Here is a 23,074-nt window from a genome sequence, read left to right as displayed (position 1 = left end):
TCCTATATTAGACAGTAATAGAAATCACTCTAACTCACGAAAATCCTTTATTTTACCACTACCATAAACTTGACAAGTACCTGCTACAGCCTTCTCTATGATAGTATTCTCAACCTTATATCCTAAAAGTTCGGAAAGAATATAAATAGAATTTATACTATTTATCAAGCTATCTTCGTCAGACATATACTTTTCAATCAAAGGTTTTGTATCAATATTATTGCTATTGTTCAGAATAATTAAGGGGATTTCAAATTCTTCTTTGTAAACAGCCATACCATGACTGCCAATACTAATAGCCTCTCCATGATCCGACAAATAGTAAATTATATTTGAAGGATCTTGTTGTACCATCTGAAATATCTCTCTTAAAACTCGATCTGTATGGTGTACCGATCTATCGTAGTGTAATTCATTCGACTCTGTCCCCATTATAGCTTCTTTATCCAACTCGTCGTATCGATCTTGATATCCGAAATGACTTCCAGCCAAATGAAGTACAATAAATTGTTTCTTATCCTTATTATAGAAGTTCTTCAATTTATCTACCACCTTCAAGTCATCTGAATAAGCAGGCTCTTCTATATACATTCTTCTTGCAGAAGAAGCCAACATACCAACCATACTATATGATCCATCTATTATCGCCTGATTTGATATCCAAATTGTTTCGTACCCCTGCATATTAGCCAAATCAAGTATATTTTTATATCTACTGAAATCTTGTGTTAGATTTTCATAAGAAGAGAACGAAAATATTAATGGTACTACATATCTAGTCAATGATGCTGGAGAGATTGCATTATAATAGTTAAATGAGTAAGATGAATTCTCAATACCCTGAGAAAGACTGTCTAGAAATGGTGTTGTCTTTACATCATAACCATACAACGAATAATGAGTACGAGCCGAGCTTTCACCAAGTATTAAGAGAATAGTATTGGGCGAGTAAGCATCATCATCAAAATCAACCCCTTGGGGTAATAATCGTTCTTGGTCAAGATATTTCTTAATTCCATTTATTTCATCTTTATATGATAAATATATGGCTATATTTCCATAAACGATCGGTGCATTTACATTTACCAATTCTCTATAAAGAAGCGGTTTATTTGATACCCAGCCATCCATTCCTGACTTCTGAGCAAAAGAATAACATTTGTAAGGTAAGAAGCAGAAAGAGTACAATATAACCAAAGCTAAAGGATATTTATAATTCAGATTTTTATTACCTAGTTCCCAAAAGGCTCCATAAACTAAAATGGCACTTACAACAAAGATAATCAATCCTTTTAACAAAGAGTCTTTTATTGCACTCAATGCTTCTTGACTATCTGTTTCTAAAACTGAAGCCATAATACCCAGTTCTATTTTTGTATGTAAAACTAAACTTGTATATGCATTGATGAATATTATAATTAAGAATATTGTTGCTAAAACCCAACGTAATCTTATCTGAGTACATAGGTACAACAAACACACCAGAAAAAGCCAATGAAGTAATAGAGTTACTCCTATATTCAGACCAATGGGAATACTGATTATTACATATAGAAATATAATAAGTAAAATAGAAAACTTTAAATTAAATATAGTTTTGAAAAATTGTGTCATTATATAATTATTCTACTTAAAATCAAAGCACTATAATCTGATGAATTATAGGAATCAGCAATGCTGTCATTACTCCCATCAAACCAATAGCAAGACCACTTAAAGCTCCTTCTATCAATCCCATCTCCATAGCTTTGGCAGTACCAACACTATGCGAAGCTGCTCCCAAAGCGAGCCCTTTGGCCACACTGCTTTTTATACCTATCAACTTCAATATCGGAGGTCCGATAATGCTTCCCAAGATACCACAAAAAACAACAATAACAGCTGTTAGAGAAACATTTCCTCCAGTTTGCTCAGCTATACTGATTGCTATTGCTGTGGTTACCGATTTTGGCTCAAGACTGTGTACTAAGATTTGATCGGCACCAGTCAGACGTGCTATAACTATTACACTCACAATACCGACAATACTACCAATAAAAATCGACAGCATAATTGAGATAACATTCCCTTTCAGGTACTGCATTTGACTATATAATACATACCCCAAAGCTACAATAGATGGGCCAAGCATAAAATTTACAAATTCTGCTCCTCGACTGAATGCTTCATATTCTATATTCGCCAGCTTCAGAAAGCCTATAATCAAACCTATCGAAATAATAAGAGGATGAAATATTGCAATACGTGTACGTTTAAAGATCCACTGCCCCAATAAGTATGAACTAAAAATCAGCAGAAGAATAAACTCGGTTGATGTTAACAGCTCTTTCATTTCGACTCTCCTCTCCTATTTTCCATGTATTGCTGTATAAGAGCAACTACAATTATCACAAGAGCCGTACTCACCGTACAAACAATCAAGATAGATGACCAAAATTTACTGATCAATCCGAAAGAGCCCATCAGACCTACACCGGCCGGAATAAAGAATACGGCCATATTTTTAGTGAAAGCATCAGCTACTCCGCTTACTGTCTCGGCATGCACCAATTTGAAATACAAGCAACCGAACAACAGAAGCATTCCAATTATACTACCAGGCACAAAGCCATTGATGAGTTTTGCGATAAACTCACCTAAAAAATAGAATAAAAGGATAATTGTTATCCCTTTTATCATCTTCATATTACCTAAACCTTAAGAATTAATTCGGGCACAAAGGTACAACTATAACACTAGTTAACCGCAATACCAGAGCCATTTTCTAAAGATTTATTCTTCAAAAATTTCGAGTATAAAACGGCCGTTATCCAACACGCCGTATGAGAAGTAGTTAATCCAGTCGCCAAGAACTACAACACGGCATTGATCTCTCAATTCCAAGTCGAGTAAAATATGACGATGACCAAAAATATAAAAGTTTATATCGGGATTTTTTTTGCTATGCTCCTTTGCATAGATGATAAGATGTTCATTCTTTTCTCCCAGATAATCTAACATTTCGCCCGTATCGCGACTATGTTTAGACCAAGCATGGGCAAACCCTACGGTCCAGCGTGGATGAACTGCAGCAAAAGGTACACGAAGAATTTCGCTATGAAATATACGACGGATTATTTTAAAAGATCTTGATTCATCGCCCAATCCATCTCCATGAGCTAAGAAAAAACGTTTTCCGTCGATATCAACTATCAAAGGTTGTTTGTGAATAATCATTCCGCACTCATCGCGCAGATAATCGGTCAACCAGATATCGTGATTGCCGATAAAGAAGTGAATTTCGATACCCATATCTGTCAGTTCGGCAATTTTGCCCAAGACACGGGTAAATCCTCGCGGCACGACATTTTTGTATTCGAACCAATAATCGAATATATCTCCCAAAAGATAAATTGTTGCAGCATCTGCTTTTACCATATCAAACCAACGGCAAAGCTTGCGCTCAACCTCATGATCGATATACAACGGATTATCTTTCGATTCTTTCGACTTATGTGCAGTCGAAGCCAGCTTATCAGCATTTTTCTTGTGATAAGCTGCACCTAGGTGTACATCTGATAAGAAATACGTTTTTTTGTCTGCCGTCATGCTCTGATATTATAGGAAGCCTAATTCTAGTTTTGCTTCTTCGCTGAGCATATCTTTATTCCACTCAGGTTCGAAAGTAAGATTAACAATAACATTGTTTACTTCCTTGATAGAACCTACTTTGAAGCGAACATCTTCCAAGATGAAGTCTGCTGCCGGACAGTTTGGAGCTGTCAGTGTCATAGTGATCGTAACATTGTTACTATCATCTACATCTACATCGTATATCAGGCCCAGATCGTATACATTAACCGGAATTTCGGGATCGTATACGGTCTTTATCATTTTTACTATATCTTCTTCTAATTTTAATAAATCACCCATAGTTCGATTTGTTTAAAGTGAATCTTCGTTCGGAGAACAAAAATATAAAACCTTTTTCGTTTATCGTACACAATCGGTCATTGATAATGCCTATTTCGTATTTTTACATCCGACCTTGGTCGGCATAACTGTAATAACCCTCATCACATACGATCACATGATCGAGCAGCGGAATATCTAACAAAGATCCTGCAGCCATCAATTTACGCGTTATCAGATCATCATCATTGCTAGGCTCAAGATTGCCCGAAGGGTGATTATGACACAGAATCATTGCCGAAGCCAATGAATCGATCGCATCTTTCATCACCATACGAATATCAACAATAGAACTATTTAAACCACCTTTGCTGATCTGAGTCTTTTTCAATACTCGATTCGACTGATTGAGAAAAATCATCCAAGTTTCCTCATGTCGTAGATCTGCCAGAACGGGATGGAGTAAATCAAAAACCTGACTGCTGGTCTTAATTACTGGTTGAATGATAGCTTCGGCTAATTTGCGACGTTTACCTAATTCCATCGCGGCAACGATTGTTATTGCTTTAGCCTCCCCTATTCCATTGAAATTCTTTATCAGGTCTTTTATTTCTAGTTTTCCTAACTGATTCAGATTATTACCTACACTATGCAATATTCGCTGAGCAAGTTCAACTGCTGTTTCGTTCTTATTACCCGAAGCGATAAGAATACCTAGAAGTTCGGCATCCGACAGTGAAGCTACACCTTTGAGGAGCATCTTCTCACGTGGACGATCTTCTTCGGCCCAATCTTTTATATTCAGTTTTTCTTTTCGTGTGTCTGCTAGCATAGTTGTGTCAGTTAAAGTAATCTGATGTATTTATCTCATCAATCTTCTTCCTCAAGTATAGACTGAACACATACAGCTAAGCTAGTTTGCCAATGCGGTATAGCTATACCGAACGCAGCCTTTATTTTCGCTTTGTCCAATACACTGTATTTCGGACGTATTGCCCGTGTTGGGTACTGATCGGTAGTTATAGGCTTTACTTCGCAAGTATCAATACCAGCTTCTCGATGAATTGCTTTTGTAAAGTCATACCAAGTAGTTACCCCCTCATTACTATAATGATAAATTCCTCTCTTGAAATCATTTGCTACGCTATAATGTAGAATCTTAGCTATAGCAGCAGCTAAATCGGCAGCATTGGTCGGAGTTCCCGTTTGATCGGCAACAACATTCAGTTCGGAACGTTCTCTCCCGAGCTTAAGCATAGTTTTCACAAAGTTTTTACCGAATTGCGAATACAACCACGATGTACGTATGATTATTGAATCGGGGCAAGCTTCGAGAAGTGCAATCTCACCTTCACGCTTCGATTTTCCATAAACCGATTGTGGTGAAGTTGGCGTATCTTCAGTATAAGGAGTTGTCGCAGTTCCGTCAAATACATAATCCGTCGAAACATGGATAACCTTTGCTTTATGATTTGCTGCAGCTTTTCCCAAGTTAGCTACTCCGTCACGATTTACGGCATAACAACGATCTGCATCATCTTCGGCTTTATCAACAGCTGTGTATGCTGCACAGTTTACAATATAACGGATACTGTTATATTTGACATACTCGTCAACAGCAGCGGCATCTGTTATATCAAGCATTGAAGAATCGGCAAAAAAGAACTTGAAGTTATCGTTCGGATCAATATCTGTCAGATATTGTAACTCTTTACCCAATTGGCCATTTGCTCCAGTCACTAATACATTTCGTTGCAATAGTTCGAAGAAAAACACCGTATTCTTACCTGCCTCATCGGCATCGGCTTGCTTGCTACCTGTCAAAAATGCCATCGTTATATTTTTATTGTTTATTCTAAAAAAAGATAAGTTGAAAAAATAAATTTTCAACTTATCACTATATCACAAAGATAAAAATTATCTTATTGTTTTCCGCAAGTTTCTACGTCTTTCGCAATCTTCTTAACCAGACCTTGCAGAACGCTACCCGGACCTAATTCGATAAATGCAGTTGCTCCGTCAGCCACCATATGTTCTACCGATTGAGTCCATTTTACCGGTGCTGTAAGCTGTGCAATAAGATTTTTCTTAATAGATGCCGGCTCTGTTTCAGCCACAGTTGTTACGTTTTGATAAACCGGACAAATCGGTGCCGAGAATTTTGTCGAGTTGATAGCTTCTTCAAGTTCAACTTTTGCAGGATCCATCAATGGCGAGTGGAATGCACCACCAACTTTCAACTTCAATGCACGTTTTGCACCTGCTGCCAAAAGTAATTCACATGCTTTGTCAATTCCAGCTTCGCTACCCGAGATAACAACTTGTCCTGGGCAGTTGTAGTTTGCAGGGACTACTACTTCGTCAGTGATTGTAGCACAAACTTCTTCAACTTTTTCGTTCGAAAGGCCAAGTACTGCAGCCATTGTCGAAGGATTGATTTCACATGCTTTCTGCATAGCCAAAGCACGTTTGTAAACAAGTTTCAATCCGTCTTCGAAGCTAAGAGCTTTAGCAGCAACCAAAGCAGAAAATTCTCCCAGTGAGTGACCTGCAACCATATCGGGTTTAAACTCATCACCAAGAGTTGTTGCCAAGATTACTGAATGAAGAAATATTGCTGGTTGAGTTACTTTCGTTTGACGTAAATCTTCATCTGTGCCTTCAAACATCAGGTCTGTGATACGGAATCCTAGGATTTCGTTTGCTTTTTCGAACATTTCTTTCGCAACTGCCGATGTTTCGTATAGGTCTTTACCCATTCCTACGAACTGAGCGCCTTGACCTGGAAATACAAATGCTTTCATTGGTTTTGTTTTTTAACTTATTGTGTATATGTTAATATTTACGGCTGCAAAAGTACAAATAAATATTATATAACATATTATGTTTTCAGCAAATAAAGCGGATCACCTCTATCACAGAGCAATCCGCTTTACAAAAGTAGTGTTGTATAGTTTAAAAGCTTATTTCATAATTCCCGCATCCGAATCATCATTATTTAAACGTTTGTCCGCTGATTTGAATTTACGACCAAAATCAAGATTAAGAGAAAAGTTAAGTACAAAAAGTTTTCCTGAACCTAAGTCACCACTACTTACCTTCGAGTATTTCGGTGTCAATTGTGACCTATTTCTGGATTCCTGAAAATACTCTTTCTCGAAAGGATTGAAAGTCCACAAGGATAATGACCATTTATTTGCATTATAACCTAAGCCGAGGCTATGACCTCGTTCTCCCCGATATACAGTTTCACCCGAAAGCTGATTCCAACGACCATAATATTGAAAAAATGCCATCCAGCCTTTATAATTAAAGTTTAAACTACTATTAACTCGCCATGTATTATATGTATGAGTATAATTATTTCCCTCGCTTATAAATCTGCGGAATGAAGGATCGAAAGACAATACCAAATGGTCTTTCCAAATCTTGAATTTTGTTGATCCCCAAAACGATAATCGGTGAAATCCTTTTTGGTTGTCTATGCTATGAATAAATTTATTTTCTTCATCGTCAAACGTAATCTGTTCCATTATTGGATTCCGTTCGTAGCGATATTGCATCTGTAATTCAGCACTGAAGAATCCTTTATTGAATCCTGTTGTCAGTTCGTTACTATAATATGTTATCGTCTTCAAATTCGGATTTCCTCGTTGAATTTCCAGAGGATTCATCTCCTGTTCCACGTCATTCAGATTCGACAACGAAGGTGCATCTGCCGAGATATATCCACTATAGCGAATAAACGCATTATCATTTATATTATATGTCACACGTAATTTTGGTCGGAAGATATATTTCTCATTACTCTTACCAGCCTGACTATTATATGTACGCATCATTCCCAAACCCAGCGAATAATTAAACTTTCCTTTGCGCAACTGATATTCTGTGAAAGCGTAAGTCTCAGCCGTATTCATCGACAGATCTGCCAATATATTACCCTTATAAATATTGTTTGTATAGCTTTGAGTATGTCGCACTCCTCCCGATATTTTACCTGTATTTAATTCTTTCTCATAAATACCTTCTGCAATAAGAGAATATTTATCCCCTCTAATATCAGAGAATATTTCGTCTAATACACTTTCGTTTTGCTCAGTATATAAGCGCGTAGATTTAGAATCTATATATGTTCCAACTACGTTGAATATTATGAGCTGTTTGTTTTTTAGATTCTTCTGAAAATATAGGTCCAATGATGGTGAATTGCTTTTCCATGAAGAGTGATCTACAATATCCAAAGGAGTACTTCCATCTGATGGAGTTATAGTACTTATTCGATCGGTAAAGCTGTAAGGATTATCTTCTAATCTGTTCCTAAATCGAGCATTAAATAAATAATTATCAGCATCATGCAATGTATAATTCAACGACAGATTTAGATAGCCTTCTTTATACCTTGTCGGCTGCCCTTCTTCAGTCCGGATAAGTGTATGTGTCGGATAATTGAATGTTTCGACATTTTCGCGAGTCCATTTAATATCGCGACGACGCCAATAAGCATTGGCACTGAACTCAGATTTTTTGTGATTCAGCTTTGCTGAAAAATTATCATCTGCAAAGTCTATTCCGGATATACCTTCGGAAACGTTTAGCATCACATTACCTCCCGATTCTCTCACACGTGTTATAAAATCAATGACAGCACCGGCATCATTATATCTGACACCTGGATCATCGTGATATTCAATACGAATAACATCATTCGGATTGAGAGCCGCAATCTCGTCCTTAGTAACAAGTACCCCATTAATCCTCAACTGGACCTCTTTATCGTTTGCCATCTTCACAGCTTTTGTCAACGGATCTATCTCGATACGAGGCAGCTGCATATTCTCCAACAATTTCAACCCGGTATTAGATGCTTTTATCTGATTATCATTCGGCACTATTACTTGTCTGTCAGCCTTGTATATTACCTGATTGCCCGTAACTGTCACATCTTTCAACTTCACATCGCCAGCTTTCATGTGTATTTCGCCTATATCCAGATCCTTATCTGAGTTAGTAATCAGAGTTCTGGACTCCTCATACCCGATAAATGTAGCACAAAGACTATACTCTCCGGGCGTGATATTATGAAATTCGAAGAAACCGTTTTCGTCAGTTATTGTACCATTACGAAAAACCGTATCGGCCTGAATAAGTGCTATATTCACATATTCGATAGGGTTTTTAGATTGCTCGTCAATTATTTTGCCCGAAACTTTCGATTGAGCCGATGCCGTTATATAGGAAATCAATATGATTAATATGGTCAGATAGTATTTCATTTCATTAAGTTTAAATTGTTTCATCAGAGTGGCCGCTCTATAAGTATGACGAGACTCCCCCAAAAAGGGTTACAAAAAAGTTGGATTATTTTTATCCTAGCCGTCATTTAGTTAGCAAGACAACTTGATTTTAAGTTTTTTAAAAGAATTTGTATCCGAATTATAAAAGCTGTTACCAACGATATGAAATAAAAATCAATAACTTTGCAGCTTATTATATTATATATCAAAAAACAGAATGAGAAAACCCGCGCAAGATATCGTACTACAAGAGTTCAAAGTAAATAAGCCATCGCAGTTGCTAGATTTCCTTATCGAAAAAGAAGTTCGCAAGAGTCGCAATGCCGTAAAATCTTTACTTGCTCATAAGCAGATAAAAGTCAACAATAAACTACAGGTTCAATTTGACTTCGCGCTAAATGAAGGAGATCGTGTATCGGTTATGAAATATAACCAAGCACGCAAAATAAATAAACTGAAAGGTCTGACTATAGTATACGAAGACGGATACTTAGTTGTTATCGAAAAAGAAGCCGGAATGTTATCTATCGGCACCGATAAAGAAAAGACTCTGACCATATTCAATACACTAAACAATCATGTCAAAGCTAAAGGAAAAAAAGACAGCCGTGTTTTCGTACTTCATCGTCTAGATCGTGAAGTATCGGGGTTAATGGTATTCTCGAAAGATGCCGAAACACAAGCCATTTTCCAGAAAAACTGGGATATAGTTGTACCCGAGTATAAATATCAGGCAGTCATCCAAGGTCAGATGGAACCGAAAGAAGGCAAAATACGCTCGTGGCTGACCGAGAATAAGAACTTCATGATCTTCTCTTCGTCTTTCGACAATGGAGGATTGGAAGCAGTTTCTAAATATAAAACTCTGAAAGAGAGTAAACATTACTCTTTACTAGAAATAGAATTGATAACACGTCGTAAGAACCAAATTCGTGCGCAACTTAATCAATATAAGCACCCGATAGTTGGAGACAAAAAATACGGTGCTTCTTCAAACCCAATCAAAAGAATAGCACTACATGCACAGCGCATGGTGATTAAACACCCTGTTTCGGGACAAATACTTGAGTTCGAAAGCAATCTGCCTAAACCAATGACACAATTGCTGAACGAACGCTCTCAAAGCAAACAAGAATAATATACAATATGAAACATGAATTCGAACAGATAGCACAACGACTGAAGGGCTTGCGTGAGTCACTCGACATGAGCCTCGAAGAGTTTGCTCAGTCGTGCAATCTTCCTCTGGATGTTTATGAACAATACGAGAGTGGAGATAAAGATTTAACAATAAGCCTACTGAAAAGCATCGCTCAAACTCACAATGTCGATCTCACGACATTGATGTTTGATTCCGAGCCGCGCATGAAAAGTTATTTCGTGACACGTAATGGCAAAGGTATGAGCGTAGACCGAAAAAAGGCTTATAAATATCAGACTCTGTCTGCCGGATTCAATAATCGGAAAGCTGACATATTCGAAGTGACTGTAGAACCTAAAGAAGATGACGATATTCATCTCAGCAGCCACGAAGGGCAGGAATTTGACTTCATACTCGAAGGCAGAATGCTACTGAGTATAAATGGGAAAGAAATCATACTGGAGGAAGGCGATAGTATATATTACGATTCGAGCCTTCCGCACGGGATGAAAGCCCTCGACAACAAAATCGTCCGTTTCATTGCGGCCGTCATGTAACTTCGAAAAAAGACTATACAATGTTAGAAAGATATTTAAAACAAACAGAATTCACATCCACATCAGACTTTAAAGAGAACTTTCAGATAAGCATCCCCGACAACTTCAACTTCGGTTACGACATAGTAGACGAATGGGCTAAAACAAACCCCAATAAGCGCGCTCTATGCTGGACTAATGACAAAAATGAACATCACGACTTTACTTTTTCAGATCTAAAGGAGCAAAGTGATCGTACAGCTTCTTTTTTTCAATCCCTAGGAATAGGTAAAGGTGATATGGTCATGCTTATTCTGAAACGCCGCTATGAGTTTTGGTTCTCTATTATAGCACTGCACAAACTTGGTGCTGTTGCAATACCGGCAACACATCTTCTGACGAAGAAAGATATTGTATATCGCAACAATGCTGCCAGCATCAAAGCTATAGTGAGTACTGATGATGAAATTGTGATAAATCACATCAACGAAGCAATGCCCGAATCGCCGACAATAGAACATCGTATTGTTTGCGGCACACACACTCCCGAAGGATGGTCGAATTTCGACGAAGGCCTGCAAAGAGCTAAACCTTTTGTCAGACCGCAATCGGTAAACAGCAACGATGATAACATGTTGCTTTACTTCACATCGGGAACCACAGGACAGCCCAAAATGGTTGTTCACGACTTCAGATATCCACTAGGGCACATCGTTACAGCTAAGTATTGGCACAATCTGGACGAGAACAGTCTTCATCTGACTGTTGCAGATACCGGTTGGGGAAAAGCAGTTTGGGGAAAACTGTACGGACAATGGATAGTAGGTGCATGCGTATTTGTTTACGACCACGAGAAATTTACTCCTCACGCAATGTTGGAAATGCTTTCGAAATATAGAGTAACTTCATTCTGCGCACCTCCAACAATATATCGGTTCCTTATTCGCGAAGACTTGAGCGAGTTTGACTTGTCAGCACTCAAATATTGCACAACCGCAGGAGAAGCTTTGAACCCTTCGGTATACGAAGCTTTCTACAAGGCTACGGGTATAAAAATGATGGAAGCTTTCGGACAAACCGAAACCACTCCTACCATCGTTACTTTCCCATGGATGGAACCAAAACCGGGAGCAATGGGTGTTCCAAATCCTGCTTACGACATGGATTTAGTCGACTCGGAAGGCCGTTCGGTAGAAGATGGAGAGTCGGGCGAAGTGATCATCCGAACTGATAAATTTAAGCCATTAGGTTTATTCAAAGGATATTATAGGGATGAAGCACTTACCAAAGCTGTCTATTCGGACAACGTGTACCACACTGGTGACGTAGCTTGGCGCGACGAAGATGGTTACTATTGGTTCATCGGTCGTAAAGACGATGTAATCAAAAGTTCCGGTTACCGCATCGGTCCATTCGAAGTGGAGAGCGCGCTGATGACACATCCGGCTGTAGTGGAGTGTGCCATAACCGGAGTTCCGGACGAAGTACGCGGGCAAGTTATCAAAGCTACAATTGTTCTTGCCAAGGATTACAAAGACAAAGCAGGAGACAAACTTGTGCACGAAATACAGAAACATGTAAAAGAAGTTACAGCTCCATACAAATATCCTAGAATTATCGAATTTGTCGACGAATTACCGAAAACCATCAGCGGAAAAATTAAACGTGTCGATATTCGTAAGTCTGACGAAGGAAATAAACACTAAGACAAAGAGTAATGAGCTTTACAGAGATGAAATATCTCTGTATTTTCTATGATTGTACGAAGAATAAGATTATATTTGCACGCTCGAAATTGTGTTTTTATTCATAATTTGAAGTGTGTAACCTTAAATTTGAGTATATATCATACAGTTTCTGATAAGAATATAATTAAATATTAAATAACAAAAGTAAGTTCCAAAAATGCAAAACAAAGGATTTGTAAAAACTTTTGCCATCGCATTAGCACTGATCTGTCTTTTCTACTTGTCTTTCACATTCGTAACTAGTAGCTACGACAAGAAAGCAAAAGAAATTGCTACATCTTATGCTCAGAAAAATGCCGGTGGTAATACCGAATTGTACGACAAACTGTTCCAAGCCGAGCATGACCGCTATTTGGATTCAATGTCAACCGAAAAAGTATGGATGACATTTGACTGGATTGGCATCAAAGATCTTGGTTACACGCTTAAAGAATGTCGTGAAAAAGAAGTAGGATTAGGTCTCGACCTTAAAGGCGGGATGAGTGTTATTGTTGAAGTTGACGTAGCTTCTGTACTTCGTTCACTAGGTGATCAGGACAGCGAAGCGTTCAACACAGCCTTGGATCAAGCAATTGCTGAAGAGAAAAAAGGTAGCAATAAAGACATCTTGACACTTTTTATCGAGAAATTCCAAGCTAACAACGGTAAAGATAAGCTAGCTGGTATATTCAGCACAAAGCTTAGAGAACAACAAATAACACCACAAGACAACGACGCGAAAGTTATCGAAGCGTTGAGTACTGAAGTTAACAGTGCTGCTGACAACTCGTTCAACATCCTTCGTACACGTATCGACCGTTTTGGTGTAGTTGCTCCGAACATTCAAAAACTGAATGACCGTGCAGACCGTATCCTTATCGAACTACCGGGTGTTAAAGAACCAGAGCGTGTTCGTAAACTACTTCAAGGAAATGCAAATCTTGAGTTCTGGAAAACTTATGATTTCTCGGAAATACAAGGACGTTTCTATACTATCAATGAGCTTTCGAAAACAGCATTGAATTCGATGGGTGATTCTATTTCATCTGACTCGATCCAAATGCTGCTAGGTTTCTCTAAACCGTTAGAAGCTTATATCAAAGTTCCTGGACAAGGTCCAACAGTAGGAGCATTCCACAAAAACGACACAACTGCAGTAGGAAATATCCTACGCCGTTTTGCTGTAGAATCAAGAAACAGCGGCGAGCGTGATGTTGAATTCGCATGGGGTTTCAAAGCTGAAGATGATCGTGAAACACTATTTACACTATATGCACTTAGCCCTAGCGGAATGGGACGCAACAAAGGTCCGGTTTTGGACGGAGATGCTGTTGTCAACGCAAAAGCTGACCAATCGCAACACGGTTCGGCATGGGAAGTAAGCATGCAAATGAACTCTCAAGGTTCGCAAAGCTGGGCTAACATTACTGGTGCTGAAAAAGGAAAAAGTATTGCTATCGTTGTTGACGGACACGTATACTCTGCACCACGCGTAAACGATAAAATCGAGGGTGGACGTTCGTCAATCACAGGTAACTTCACATACGAAGATGCAGCCGACTTGGAAAACGTTCTGAAATCGGGACGTATGAAAGCCGGAGTACGTATCATCCAAGAAGACGTTGTAGGTCCATCACTAGGACAAGAAGCAATTGATGCTGGTATCATATCATTCATCCTTGCACTTGTTGTGTTGATGGTATATATGTGTCTTGCATACGGAGTAATTCCAGGGCTAGTTGCTAACTCTGCTCTATTACTAAACTTATTCTTCACGATGGGTACACTAGCTGCATTCCAAGCTGTACTTACACTTCCTGGTATTACGGGTCTTGTATTGACACTTGCAATGGCTGTGGATGCTAACGTTTTGATCTACGAACGTACGAAAGAAGAATTGCGTGCAGGTAAAAATGTTAAAACAGCTATTGCTGATGGTTACAAACATGCATTCTCGGCAATCTTCGATGCTAACTTCACTTCAATCATTACAGGGGTTATCCTTATCATATTCGGAACCGGAGCAATCCAAGGTTTCGCAACTACATTGATCATCGGTATCGCAGCTTCATTCTTGACTGCTGTATTCCTAACTCGTATATTCTACGAATTCATGATCGAAAAAGGTAAATTCCGTAATCTTACATTTACAACTTCTATAACTAAAAACTTGTTTGTTGATACTAAGATTAACTTCTTAGCTATGACTAAAACATTAACAATAGGAGTTATAGTATTTATAGTGATCGGTGTAGCATCTTTATTCTTCAACGGATTGAACACTGGTATTGACTTCACTGGAGGACGTAACTATCTAGTTCGTTTCGACAAACCGGTTAATGCTCAAGATGTAGAAGAAACATTGATTCCAATGTTTGACGGTGCTAATGTGCGTGTAATTACGACTGGTGCTGGTAGCCAATCTAAAGTTGCAAGCCAGTTGCGTATTACAACTAACTACCAAATTGAAAGTGCAACAGATTCAGCTGAAACTAATGTAAGAACAATTCTTGCGGAGGGATTCAAGAAAATGAATCTGATAGATCAAAATACGACTATAGAGCAATTAGACGATAACTATATCGTCAACTCGCAACGTGTAGGTCCAAGTATTGCCGACGATTTGAAAAAATCGGCAAGTATTGCAGTATTGTTCGCAATCGTATTCATGGGTCTATATATCCTTGTACGTTTCCGCGACAAAGCATTCTCGGTAGGTACACTCGTTGCAGTTGCACATGATGCTCTGTTCGTCATATTGGCATACTCGTTACTATACAAGATCATGCCATTCTCGATGGAGGTTGACCAAACATTTATTGCGGCAATCCTTACCGTAGTAGGTTACTCGATCAATGACAAGGTGGTTATCTTCGACCGTATCCGTGAAATCCGTACGAATTATCCAAAACGTGATGTTACGGAAACAATTAACGAAGCTCTTAACTCGACATTAGGTCGTACGGTAAATACAAGTTTGAGTACAATGCTAGTAGTTCTTTGTATCTTCATCCTAGGTGGTGATACAATCAGAAGCTTCTCGTTTGCTATCCTACTTGGAGTTATCATCGGTACATTCTCTTCATTGTTCATCGCAACTCCAATCGCTTGGAAAATGTTGTCGAAAAACAAACCACAAGAGTCTGAAGCTGGAAAATAATATTTAATCGATCGATTAAATTTACAGATATTGCGAAGAAGGTGCTTTTAAGAAAAGCACCTTCTTCTTTTTTACATCTTTTTTAGTACCTTTGCACGCTGAAAAGAAGATATACATCGCAACAATGAGTGAATTAGAAAAAGAAATACGCCGTCGCCGAACGTTTGCCATCATCAGTCACCCCGATGCAGGTAAGACTACACTGACCGAAAAGCTACTACTTTTCGGGGGAGCTATCCACGTAGCTGGAGCTGTAAAATCGAATAAGATTAAAAAGACAGCAACATCTGACTGGATGGAGATTGAGAAACAACGCGGTATATCGGTTGCCACATCGGTAATGGGATTCGAATACGAAGGACACAAAGTTAATATTCTCGATACTCCTGGTCACCAGGATTTCGCAGAAGATACTTTCCGTACCCTTACTGCCGTAGATAGTGTTATTGTTGTGGTAGACTCATCAAAAGGGGTAGAAGTTCAAACCCGTCGATTGATGGAAGTTTGCCGTATGCGTAAGACGCCAGTGATTGTGTTCATGAATAAAATGGACCGCGATGGTAAAGATCCATTCGATTTGCTTGACGAAATAGAAGAAGAACTAAAGATAAAAGTACTACCATTGAGCTGGCCAATAGACAGTGGACAGAATTTCAAGGGTGTGTACAATCTATACGAAAAGAAATTAGACCTATACAAACAAAGCAAACAAGTTGTTACCGAGTCGGTCGAATTGAAAGATATTAATAGTCCGGAACTGGAAAAACATATTGGCGATAAATTAGCCGGTAAACTTCGCGAAGATATAGACTTGATACAAGGTGTATACCCTGAATTGAATGTCGAAGATTATCTGAAAGGCGAAATCGCTCCCGTTTTCTTCGGATCTGCACTGAATAACTTTGGGATAAAGGAACTATTGGATTGCTTTGTTAACATTGCTCCATCACCGCGTCCGGTAGATGCTGTTGAAAGAACAGTACGACCAGAAGAAGAAGCCTTTACCGGATTCATCTTCAAGATACATGCCAATATGGACCCAAATCACCGTTCGTGTATTGCCTTCGTGAAAGTATGTTCGGGTAAATTTGAGCGTAATGTTTATTACAAGCACGTGCGTTTCAATCGCGAAATGCGCTTCTCCTCTCCTACTGCCTTCATGGCACAGAAGAAAGAAACTGTAGACGAAGCATATGCCGGAGATATAGTTGGTTTGCCTGATACGGGAAACTTCAAAATCGGAGATACATTGACATCTGGCGAAAATCTACACTTCAAAGGATTACCAAGCTTCTCGCCTGAGATGTTTAAATACATAGAGAACGACGACCCTATGAAGACTAAACAACTTCAGAAAGGTATCGATCAGTTGATGGACGAAGGTGTAGCTCAGATATTCGTAAATCAGTTCAACAACCGCAAAATCATTGGTACAGTTGGGCAACTTCAGTTCGAAGTTATTCAATACCGCTTGCTGCATGAATATGGTGCAAAATGTCGCTGGGAGCCGATCAATCTTTATAAAGCTTGCTGGATAGAAAGTGATAACGCTGAACAGCTTAACGATTTCAAACGTCGCAAGGCTCAGTATATGGCAAAGGACAAAGACGACCGTGATGTATTCTTGGCCGATTCAAATTATGTATTGATGATGGCTCAGCAAGATTTTCAAGATATAAAATTTCACTTTACATCGGAATTTTAAGTTCAGAATACCCAATTACGGAGAGTCTCATGTCAGCTGATAAATCATATAAAGCTAAAATAACCATCAATCCGGATTATCAGACAAATGATAATCTGCGAGATTTTCTATCGCATATTACCGATAGATTCACAAATGATGGAAAAACTCTCTATAATAAGAGGAATGTTATCAAATCATTCACACTTGACGAATCTGATAATATACTGAACGATGTTATCGTCAAAAAATATAAAAGTCCGAACATTATTCAACGCATTGGATATAGTTTCTTCAGACCAAGTAAGGCCAAAAGAGCATTTAACAATGCAACTATATTACGCCAACGGGATATAGATACTCCGCTTGAGCTAGCTTATATTGAGTATTGGAAAGATGGTTTTATCGGTGATACCTACTTCATATCAGCCAGCGACTACGCTCCTGCCATCAAAAGCAGACTGCACGACTTGGAAGATTTCGATCAGGTATTGGCTAAAGACTTTGCAGAATTTGCCGCCGAACTGCATCTGAAAGGTATATTACATCACGATTTGAATCAAACGAACGTTCAATATCATATACTGGATAATGGACATTATACATTTTCAGTTATCGATATTAATCGTATGAAAGTCTACCCTATCGGTGAAGACATTCCCATAAAAGATTGTTTCGATAACCTGACTCGATTTACCTACCGCTTGGATTTATTCGAGTTTGTAGCTAAGCATTATATTGAGAAACGTGGATGGGATAGTAATCTTTTGGGAAAAGCAATTGAAGCAAAAAATAAGTTTGATGAAAACAGACTCCGTAAGAAAGCGTTTTTAGCAAAATTCAAATCAAAGAAAAAATAGCAATAGAAGTCCAAACAAAAAAGCGATACCTGTATTCATCAGATATCGCTTTTAACTTTCACATTTATTCATTACTGTACGTATTAATTTTACTTCCCGCTTAGCCTTTTTATCATTCCACCAAAATCAACGAACTTAAGGACTTCTTTATATACATTCAATAGAGATGTATATGTGTCCATATTTTCCATTTTGGTAAAATCCAAAGAGTAAGCATTTCTTGTCTGATCTGACATGCCTTGCACATTTATCTCATAAACTTTACTCATCTTTAGTAGTTTTTTAAAATTCAATAATCTTAAACACTGATAAAACAGATCAAAAGTATAAACGAAATTTTATTAGGTCTAAACAGTCTTCTACTTTATCCTGCTCTACAAATATATGAAATATTAATCTGACCTCAAAGTTTCGAATAGTTAAATATTAGTTCCTTTTTAATTTCGCATTCTGATATACCCTAGAAATCGAAAGAAGACACCATAAATCCATATTTTAACACAATTCAAAGTCTAAAACAGTTGCTTAGCAGATTAGATGGTGCCTCGATCGGTTAAATGTTAAATTTACGAACTAGTATTCACGCCCCTAAAATCGAAACACCACAATCTCCAAAAACGAAACTTTTATTTATTCTAAACATCGAGCCAAAATAGACAATGGATGCTCACATTTACGGCTTGTCGACATCTCGATCTGCCATTTACATGTTTCGCAATCACTGACAACACAGTCGATATCTGCTGCTTCAATCTTTTCGAACAACGATGCACCAATATCTTGCGATGTTTTATAATTTTCTTTCTTGAAACCATAAGTTCCGGCTATACCACAACATTGCGAATCAAGGATTGTCAATTCAAGATTAGGGATCAGTTTCATCAACTCAATCGAATAATACGACCAGCCCAATTTCTCCATATGACAGGGCGTATGATAAGCCACTTTTACGACATCTTTCTTGAATTTCAGCTTCAAATCTTCATTCTGACTCATCAAACGGAAGATGTAACGTGTAGCCAATTCTACCTGATCCTTCACATCCGAATTATCAATATCCAACAAATGTGGATACTCATCACGAATAGTAAATGTACATGTAGATGATGTTGCCACCACCGGTATTTTCTTGTCTATAACCGATTCACGTATCGAGTCTATATTTACTTTAGCCTGACGTTTTGCCTGATTGATCAATCCGTTCGAAATAAGGGCTACACCGCAACATTTTTCCTTCTTCAGCAACTGAACACCTATTCCAAGTGCATTGAATACCTTCACTAAGTCTTTACCCAACTGAGGGTTGTTGTAATTCACGTAACAGCCATGGAAGAAACTCACTTGCTTAGGAAATTCTTTCTGCTTAGCAGCTTGCTTTTTCATCCAGCTTTCGAATGTTCCAAAAGCATATTTGGGGAATATACGGCGATGATCGATAGCCAATGTCATATCCAACACCTTACGAGTAGCTTTCAAGCCTAGAATAGGATTTACTATCGGAGAAAATGGTGTTGTCAACGTTCCTACAATATCCGTATTTGCGAGTATCATATCACGCAGTTTCGGCTTCTTCTTGCTGTACTTGATACGTGCCGACTGAATGATATCACCGATACGTACATTCGAAGGACAAGCCACCTCGCAACGCTTACAGTTCAAACAGTATTTCAACGACTCATCAAAGAACAAAGGCTCTTTCAAACGCAAGCGTTCACCATCAGGACCAGCTTGTTTTGGTCCGGGATAATTTGGATTGACTGCTGATACGGGGCAGTAGACTGTACAAATTGTACACTTGATACATTGCTCAAAGTTGTTACTGCTTATATTATGTTGTTGTAAATTCATCTCGATCTTACTTTTTAAGTATTTGTTCTGCAATATGTAAAGCACTCAATATCGAAACACCAGCTCCGGTCCCCTCTTTTATGGCATTGAAACCACTCAATACAGCTCCCGATGCATACAGATTTTCAAAGGCTACACCTTTTTTCAAAGCTCTGAAAGACTTATCCGTCTCTACTCCGTATTCCTGATAGTTATGCTTTTCGAAAAGATTCTTTTCGTACCAATCCTCTCTTTTATTAGAATATTCAATATCCAGATCAAAAACCGGTTCGTACACTTTATCCAGAGTAGCAATCACACCTTGGCTAAAAAAGCTTCCTGTTGCCAACACAAAGTTTTCTGCTACGAAAGGTATATCACCATGATTGAACGAATAGATGCGCTTCACTTTATTTCCCTCAACATCAGCTTTCATTACATTATCACCCAACATATACACACCACCTAAATGTTTGAAATAGTGCTGCAGATATTGCTGTGTATAAATCCCCGCAATAGATGGCGGCAATGTAGGAATAAAGAGAATAGGTTTACCTACTGCTTTTTCCAATTGATCTTTCATTGTAAGATTATTCAATCCGAAACAAGCCGGTAGAATAATAGCATCACAATTTTTACTATTATCTGACAAAATCTTTATAAATAGCTCGGTATCTTCATCTTTATCCAGAGCATAAGCAATATTAGTAGCACGCAGCTCACTAGGATTACGGCGCAGATGAGCAAGCTTTGGCAAATCGAAAGCATGAATCTCCGATTCGGTTCCTAGCTTATGAAACTCATCAGCAATATATTTGGGATAAAAATCTAAAAATCCGGCTATCGTAAAAATAGAGACTTTCTTCCATGGTAATTTATCTGCACTAATGCTTGTTACATAATTTTCGAAAGTAAGCCATGTCGGTCTCATCAATCCGAATGGAGTTGCTCGGAAATGGTTCGTCCGTCCATCTCCTATCGTAGGGAAGCCCACTCCATCAAAGAATGATTTGGCTTCGCCAACTAAAGATCGGAATGTTTCGCCACCCATTTTAGCATATGGATGCTTAGGTTTTGCAGCAATCAATTGCTCAACAGCTTCTAGCGGATTAGCAACCTCTGTGCCATCAGGCAATTTATTCAGTAAATCGAACGATCCCGAAGAAAAGTGCAATGCACTTTGTCCGGACGAAACAATTGCACATCGCTGGTTATTCTGCAAAAGTTTTATTCCGCATACAAGGCCTGCCAGACCTCCACCTATTATAATTGTATCAAATTTCATCGTTCGCTGTTTTATCTGTTTGTTCTAAACCACACACACTCTCATATACCCAAGTTGTATATTCACTTTCGCGAAGTGCATCACCCCAAGCAATTGGATAAACACCTTTCCAACGTTCATTCAAGAAAGACATCAAATCTTTCATCGATTTTTCAGTACATGATATTGACGATCCCATCAATCCGGCTGCACGACAAGCACACAACTCTCCTTGACAAGTCCCCATACCTACACGTGTACGTCGGCGAAGATCGACAAGATTGGTTACGTTCAATTCTTTCAATGCAAACTCCACCTCTCCTACCGAAACATTTTCGCATTCGCAGACCAAACCATTCTGAAAATCATCATTTCCCGAAAGCTTAGCAGCCATATCGCCATGACGCGAAATTGCCGACTGACGCGATGTTGCAGGTATCGATACGATTTTTTTATTTATTTCCTCGAAACTTTCGCGAGAACCTGGCAAATTTTCTTCGGCTGTTGTACATTTTCCTGAAACATTGAGTTTTCTACAGATCAAATCCGTTGTCCACTCAGCCATCAAACGATAAGTCATCAACTTACCTCCGGTAATTGTGATATACCCTTCCAATCCATCACGAATAGCGTGATCTAACAATACAATTCCACGACTGATGTTACGTCCAGTAGGATCGTTATCGGCAGCTACAAGCGGTCTAACCCCCGCATAGGCTCTCAAAATACGAGTATATGCAAGTTTTGGTGCCAATTTTTCTCCTTCACGAATAAGTATATCAACCTCTTCCTGAGTTACTTTCATATTGTCGATCTCGTCGTATGGTATTCTAACCGAAGTTGTACCAATCAGCGAAATAGTATCACCCGGAACAAGGATATCAGCATCGGCTGGTTTGCGGCACCTGTTCAATACCATATTATTCACACGATGGCCAAAAATCAATAACGATCCTTTCGCCGGCATCATATTAATTTTAACATCTGCAAACTCCGAAATATGTTGTCCCCAGATTCCTCCGGCATTTACGGTTATTTCCGCATATATTTCTTTCGTAACTTTCGATTTATGATCGAAAGCTTTTACTCCAATTACTTTTCCACCTTCACGAATCAAACCAACGACCTCATGATAAGTCATGATTATTGCTCCATGATCTTGTGCATCAATGATATTTGCAGCCGTCAACCGAAATGGATCGACCGCCCCGTCAGGAACACGAACAGCACCCAACATATTTGGATTGGCTGATGGCTCAAGAAGTAAAGCTTGTTTCGGATCGAGAATTTCAGTTTCGATTCCGGCTCTTGTACAAGCCTCAACAAATGTTTTTTGGAAATTGATATCATCCTCAGGCAAAGTAAGAAACAGACCATCTGTTTTCTCAACACAATGATGAGCAATGCGTTTCAGAATCATATTTTCTTTGATACATTCTTCTGCCGATTCGGCATCCGTCACAGCATATCTGGCTCCGCTATGCAAAAGCCCATGGTTTCGTCCTGTAGCACCCGTGGCGATATCAAATCGCTCGAGCAACAGAGTCCGCAAGCCTCTTCGGCTACAGTCTCGGGCTGTACCTGCCCCTGTAGCACCACCTCCGATAATGATCACATCATAAGGTTTATTGACGGTTTCTTTCATATATATGGCATATTATTGGTTAATCTCAATTGACGATACAAA

The 23,074-nt window shown here is 38.7% G+C and carries 19 protein-coding genes; 6 read left to right on the top strand and 13 right to left on the bottom strand.

What is annotated here, in order from left to right; genetic code table 11:
* Positions 1–24: 24 nt before the first annotated feature.
* The 9 genes from C1A06_RS01895 to C1A06_RS01855 form a co-directional block, all read right to left on the bottom strand.
* A complete protein-coding gene (locus C1A06_RS01895; protein ID WP_159461370.1) occupies positions 25–1,356 on the bottom strand; it encodes a phosphoethanolamine transferase in 1,332 nt (443 codons plus the stop codon).
* Positions 1,357–1,636: 280 nt separating this feature from the next.
* Complete coding sequence (locus C1A06_RS01890) at positions 1,637–2,332, bottom strand: LrgB family protein (RefSeq protein ID WP_101688519.1); 696 nt, start codon at positions 2,330–2,332, stop codon at positions 1,637–1,639.
* On the bottom strand, positions 2,329–2,685 hold the full coding sequence (locus C1A06_RS01885) for a CidA/LrgA family protein (RefSeq protein WP_101688518.1): 357 nt from the start codon (positions 2,683–2,685) through the stop codon (positions 2,329–2,331). Before C1A06_RS01885 ends, C1A06_RS01890 begins: the two co-directional genes overlap by 4 nt.
* Before the next feature lie 87 nt (positions 2,686–2,772).
* Positions 2,773–3,588, bottom strand: coding sequence for a UDP-2,3-diacylglucosamine diphosphatase (locus tag C1A06_RS01880; RefSeq protein WP_101688517.1), 816 nt, complete (start codon positions 3,586–3,588; stop codon positions 2,773–2,775).
* Positions 3,589–3,597: 9 nt separating this feature from the next.
* Positions 3,598–3,912: a metal-sulfur cluster assembly factor gene (locus C1A06_RS01875; RefSeq protein ID WP_101688516.1), complete on the bottom strand. Its 315-nt coding sequence runs from the start codon at positions 3,910–3,912 to the stop codon at positions 3,598–3,600.
* Between the two features lie 103 nt (positions 3,913–4,015).
* Positions 4,016–4,723, bottom strand: coding sequence for a RadC family protein (gene radC / locus C1A06_RS01870; RefSeq protein WP_101688515.1), 708 nt, complete (start codon positions 4,721–4,723; stop codon positions 4,016–4,018).
* 38 nt (positions 4,724–4,761) lie between these two features.
* On the bottom strand, positions 4,762–5,724 hold the full coding sequence (gene rfbD / locus C1A06_RS01865; RefSeq protein ID WP_101688514.1) for a dTDP-4-dehydrorhamnose reductase: 963 nt from the start codon (positions 5,722–5,724) through the stop codon (positions 4,762–4,764).
* Between the two features lie 89 nt (positions 5,725–5,813).
* On the bottom strand, positions 5,814–6,695 hold the full coding sequence (fabD, locus tag C1A06_RS01860) for an ACP S-malonyltransferase (RefSeq protein WP_101688513.1): 882 nt from the start codon (positions 6,693–6,695) through the stop codon (positions 5,814–5,816).
* A 159-nt stretch (positions 6,696–6,854) separates the two neighbouring features.
* Positions 6,855–9,191, bottom strand: coding sequence for a TonB-dependent receptor (locus C1A06_RS01855; protein ID WP_245871980.1), 2,337 nt, complete (start codon positions 9,189–9,191; stop codon positions 6,855–6,857).
* A 214-nt stretch (positions 9,192–9,405) separates the two neighbouring features.
* Here C1A06_RS01855 and C1A06_RS01850 point away from each other — a divergent pair, with 214 nt between their 5' ends.
* The 6 genes from C1A06_RS01850 to C1A06_RS01825 all read left to right on the top strand — a co-directional run bounded on the left by C1A06_RS01850 (position 9,406) and on the right by C1A06_RS01825 (position 18,296).
* Complete coding sequence (locus C1A06_RS01850) at positions 9,406–10,326, top strand: RluA family pseudouridine synthase (RefSeq protein ID WP_101688512.1); 921 nt, start codon at positions 9,406–9,408, stop codon at positions 10,324–10,326.
* 8 nt (positions 10,327–10,334) lie between these two features.
* Complete coding sequence (locus C1A06_RS01845) at positions 10,335–10,886, top strand: helix-turn-helix domain-containing protein (RefSeq protein ID WP_101688511.1); 552 nt, start codon at positions 10,335–10,337, stop codon at positions 10,884–10,886.
* Positions 10,887–10,906: 20 nt separating this feature from the next.
* The gene (locus tag C1A06_RS01840) at positions 10,907–12,571 is read left to right on the top strand and encodes an AMP-binding protein (protein ID WP_101688510.1); all 1,665 of its coding nucleotides are present in this window, start codon (positions 10,907–10,909) and stop codon (positions 12,569–12,571) included.
* Between the two features lie 199 nt (positions 12,572–12,770).
* Positions 12,771–15,752 carry a protein translocase subunit SecD gene (gene secD / locus C1A06_RS01835; protein WP_101688509.1) on the top strand — a complete coding sequence of 994 codons (2,982 nt, stop codon included), beginning with the start codon at positions 12,771–12,773 and terminating at the stop codon, positions 15,750–15,752.
* Positions 15,753–15,876: 124 nt separating this feature from the next.
* Positions 15,877–17,457 carry a peptide chain release factor 3 gene (locus C1A06_RS01830; RefSeq protein WP_101688508.1) on the top strand — a complete coding sequence of 527 codons (1,581 nt, stop codon included), beginning with the start codon at positions 15,877–15,879 and terminating at the stop codon, positions 17,455–17,457.
* 29 nt (positions 17,458–17,486) lie between these two features.
* Positions 17,487–18,296: a hypothetical protein gene (locus C1A06_RS01825; protein ID WP_101688507.1), complete on the top strand. Its 810-nt coding sequence runs from the start codon at positions 17,487–17,489 to the stop codon at positions 18,294–18,296.
* Positions 18,297–18,385: 89 nt separating this feature from the next.
* Here the strand turns inward: C1A06_RS01825 and C1A06_RS01820 are convergent, their stop codons facing one another.
* The 4 genes from C1A06_RS01820 to glpA all read right to left on the bottom strand — a co-directional run bounded on the left by C1A06_RS01820 (position 18,386) and on the right by glpA (position 23,032).
* Entirely contained in the window at positions 18,386–18,565 is a 180-nt protein-coding gene (locus C1A06_RS01820; RefSeq protein WP_145996322.1) for a hypothetical protein, read from the bottom strand.
* A gap of 361 nt (positions 18,566–18,926) precedes the next feature.
* Positions 18,927–20,144: an anaerobic glycerol-3-phosphate dehydrogenase subunit GlpC gene (gene glpC / locus C1A06_RS01815; protein ID WP_101688583.1), complete on the bottom strand. Its 1,218-nt coding sequence runs from the start codon at positions 20,142–20,144 to the stop codon at positions 18,927–18,929.
* Positions 20,145–20,151: 7 nt separating this feature from the next.
* Positions 20,152–21,408, bottom strand: coding sequence for a glycerol-3-phosphate dehydrogenase subunit GlpB (gene glpB, locus C1A06_RS01810; protein ID WP_101688505.1), 1,257 nt, complete (start codon positions 21,406–21,408; stop codon positions 20,152–20,154).
* The gene (gene glpA / locus C1A06_RS01805; protein ID WP_101688504.1) at positions 21,398–23,032 is read right to left on the bottom strand and encodes an anaerobic glycerol-3-phosphate dehydrogenase subunit A; all 1,635 of its coding nucleotides are present in this window, start codon (positions 23,030–23,032) and stop codon (positions 21,398–21,400) included. The genes glpB and glpA overlap by 11 nt, the downstream gene beginning before the upstream one ends.
* Between the last annotated feature and the right edge of the window lie 42 nt (positions 23,033–23,074).

The organism is Dysgonomonas massiliensis (assembly GCF_900240225.1).
Classification (GTDB): domain Bacteria; phylum Bacteroidota; class Bacteroidia; order Bacteroidales; family Dysgonomonadaceae; genus Dysgonomonas; species Dysgonomonas massiliensis.
Note: the sequence above shows the minus strand (reverse complement) of the source record. Positions and strands in the feature narration are given on the sequence as shown.

Excerpts from the sequence above, each read along its gene's own strand:
- C1A06_RS01895 (WP_159461370.1), bottom strand. The coding sequence starts at position 1,356 with ATGGCTTCAGTTTTAGAAACAGATAGTCAAGAAGCATTGAGTGCAATA.
- C1A06_RS01890 (WP_101688519.1), bottom strand. The coding sequence starts at position 2,332 with ATGAAAGAGCTGTTAACATCAACCGAGTTTATTCTTCTGCTGATTTTT.
- C1A06_RS01885 (WP_101688518.1), bottom strand. The coding sequence starts at position 2,685 with ATGAAGATGATAAAAGGGATAACAATTATCCTTTTATTCTATTTTTTA.
- C1A06_RS01880 (WP_101688517.1), bottom strand. The coding sequence starts at position 3,588 with ATGACGGCAGACAAAAAAACGTATTTCTTATCAGATGTACACCTAGGT.
- C1A06_RS01875 (WP_101688516.1), bottom strand. The coding sequence starts at position 3,912 with ATGGGTGATTTATTAAAATTAGAAGAAGATATAGTAAAAATGATAAAG.
- radC (WP_101688515.1), bottom strand. The coding sequence starts at position 4,723 with ATGCTAGCAGACACACGAAAAGAAAAACTGAATATAAAAGATTGGGCC.
- rfbD (WP_101688514.1), bottom strand. The coding sequence starts at position 5,724 with ATGGCATTTTTGACAGGTAGCAAGCAAGCCGATGCCGATGAGGCAGGT.
- fabD (WP_101688513.1), bottom strand. The coding sequence starts at position 6,695 with ATGAAAGCATTTGTATTTCCAGGTCAAGGCGCTCAGTTCGTAGGAATG.
- C1A06_RS01855 (WP_245871980.1), bottom strand. The coding sequence starts at position 9,191 with ATGAAACAATTTAAACTTAATGAAATGAAATACTATCTGACCATATTA.
- C1A06_RS01850 (WP_101688512.1), top strand. The coding sequence starts at position 9,406 with ATGAGAAAACCCGCGCAAGATATCGTACTACAAGAGTTCAAAGTAAAT.
- C1A06_RS01845 (WP_101688511.1), top strand. The coding sequence starts at position 10,335 with ATGAAACATGAATTCGAACAGATAGCACAACGACTGAAGGGCTTGCGT.
- C1A06_RS01840 (WP_101688510.1), top strand. The coding sequence starts at position 10,907 with ATGTTAGAAAGATATTTAAAACAAACAGAATTCACATCCACATCAGAC.
- secD (WP_101688509.1), top strand. The coding sequence starts at position 12,771 with ATGCAAAACAAAGGATTTGTAAAAACTTTTGCCATCGCATTAGCACTG.
- C1A06_RS01830 (WP_101688508.1), top strand. The coding sequence starts at position 15,877 with ATGAGTGAATTAGAAAAAGAAATACGCCGTCGCCGAACGTTTGCCATC.
- C1A06_RS01825 (WP_101688507.1), top strand. The coding sequence starts at position 17,487 with ATGTCAGCTGATAAATCATATAAAGCTAAAATAACCATCAATCCGGAT.
- C1A06_RS01820 (WP_145996322.1), bottom strand. The coding sequence starts at position 18,565 with ATGAGTAAAGTTTATGAGATAAATGTGCAAGGCATGTCAGATCAGACA.
- glpC (WP_101688583.1), bottom strand. The coding sequence starts at position 20,144 with ATGAATTTACAACAACATAATATAAGCAGTAACAACTTTGAGCAATGT.
- glpB (WP_101688505.1), bottom strand. The coding sequence starts at position 21,408 with ATGAAATTTGATACAATTATAATAGGTGGAGGTCTGGCAGGCCTTGTA.
- glpA (WP_101688504.1), bottom strand. The coding sequence starts at position 23,032 with ATGAAAGAAACCGTCAATAAACCTTATGATGTGATCATTATCGGAGGT.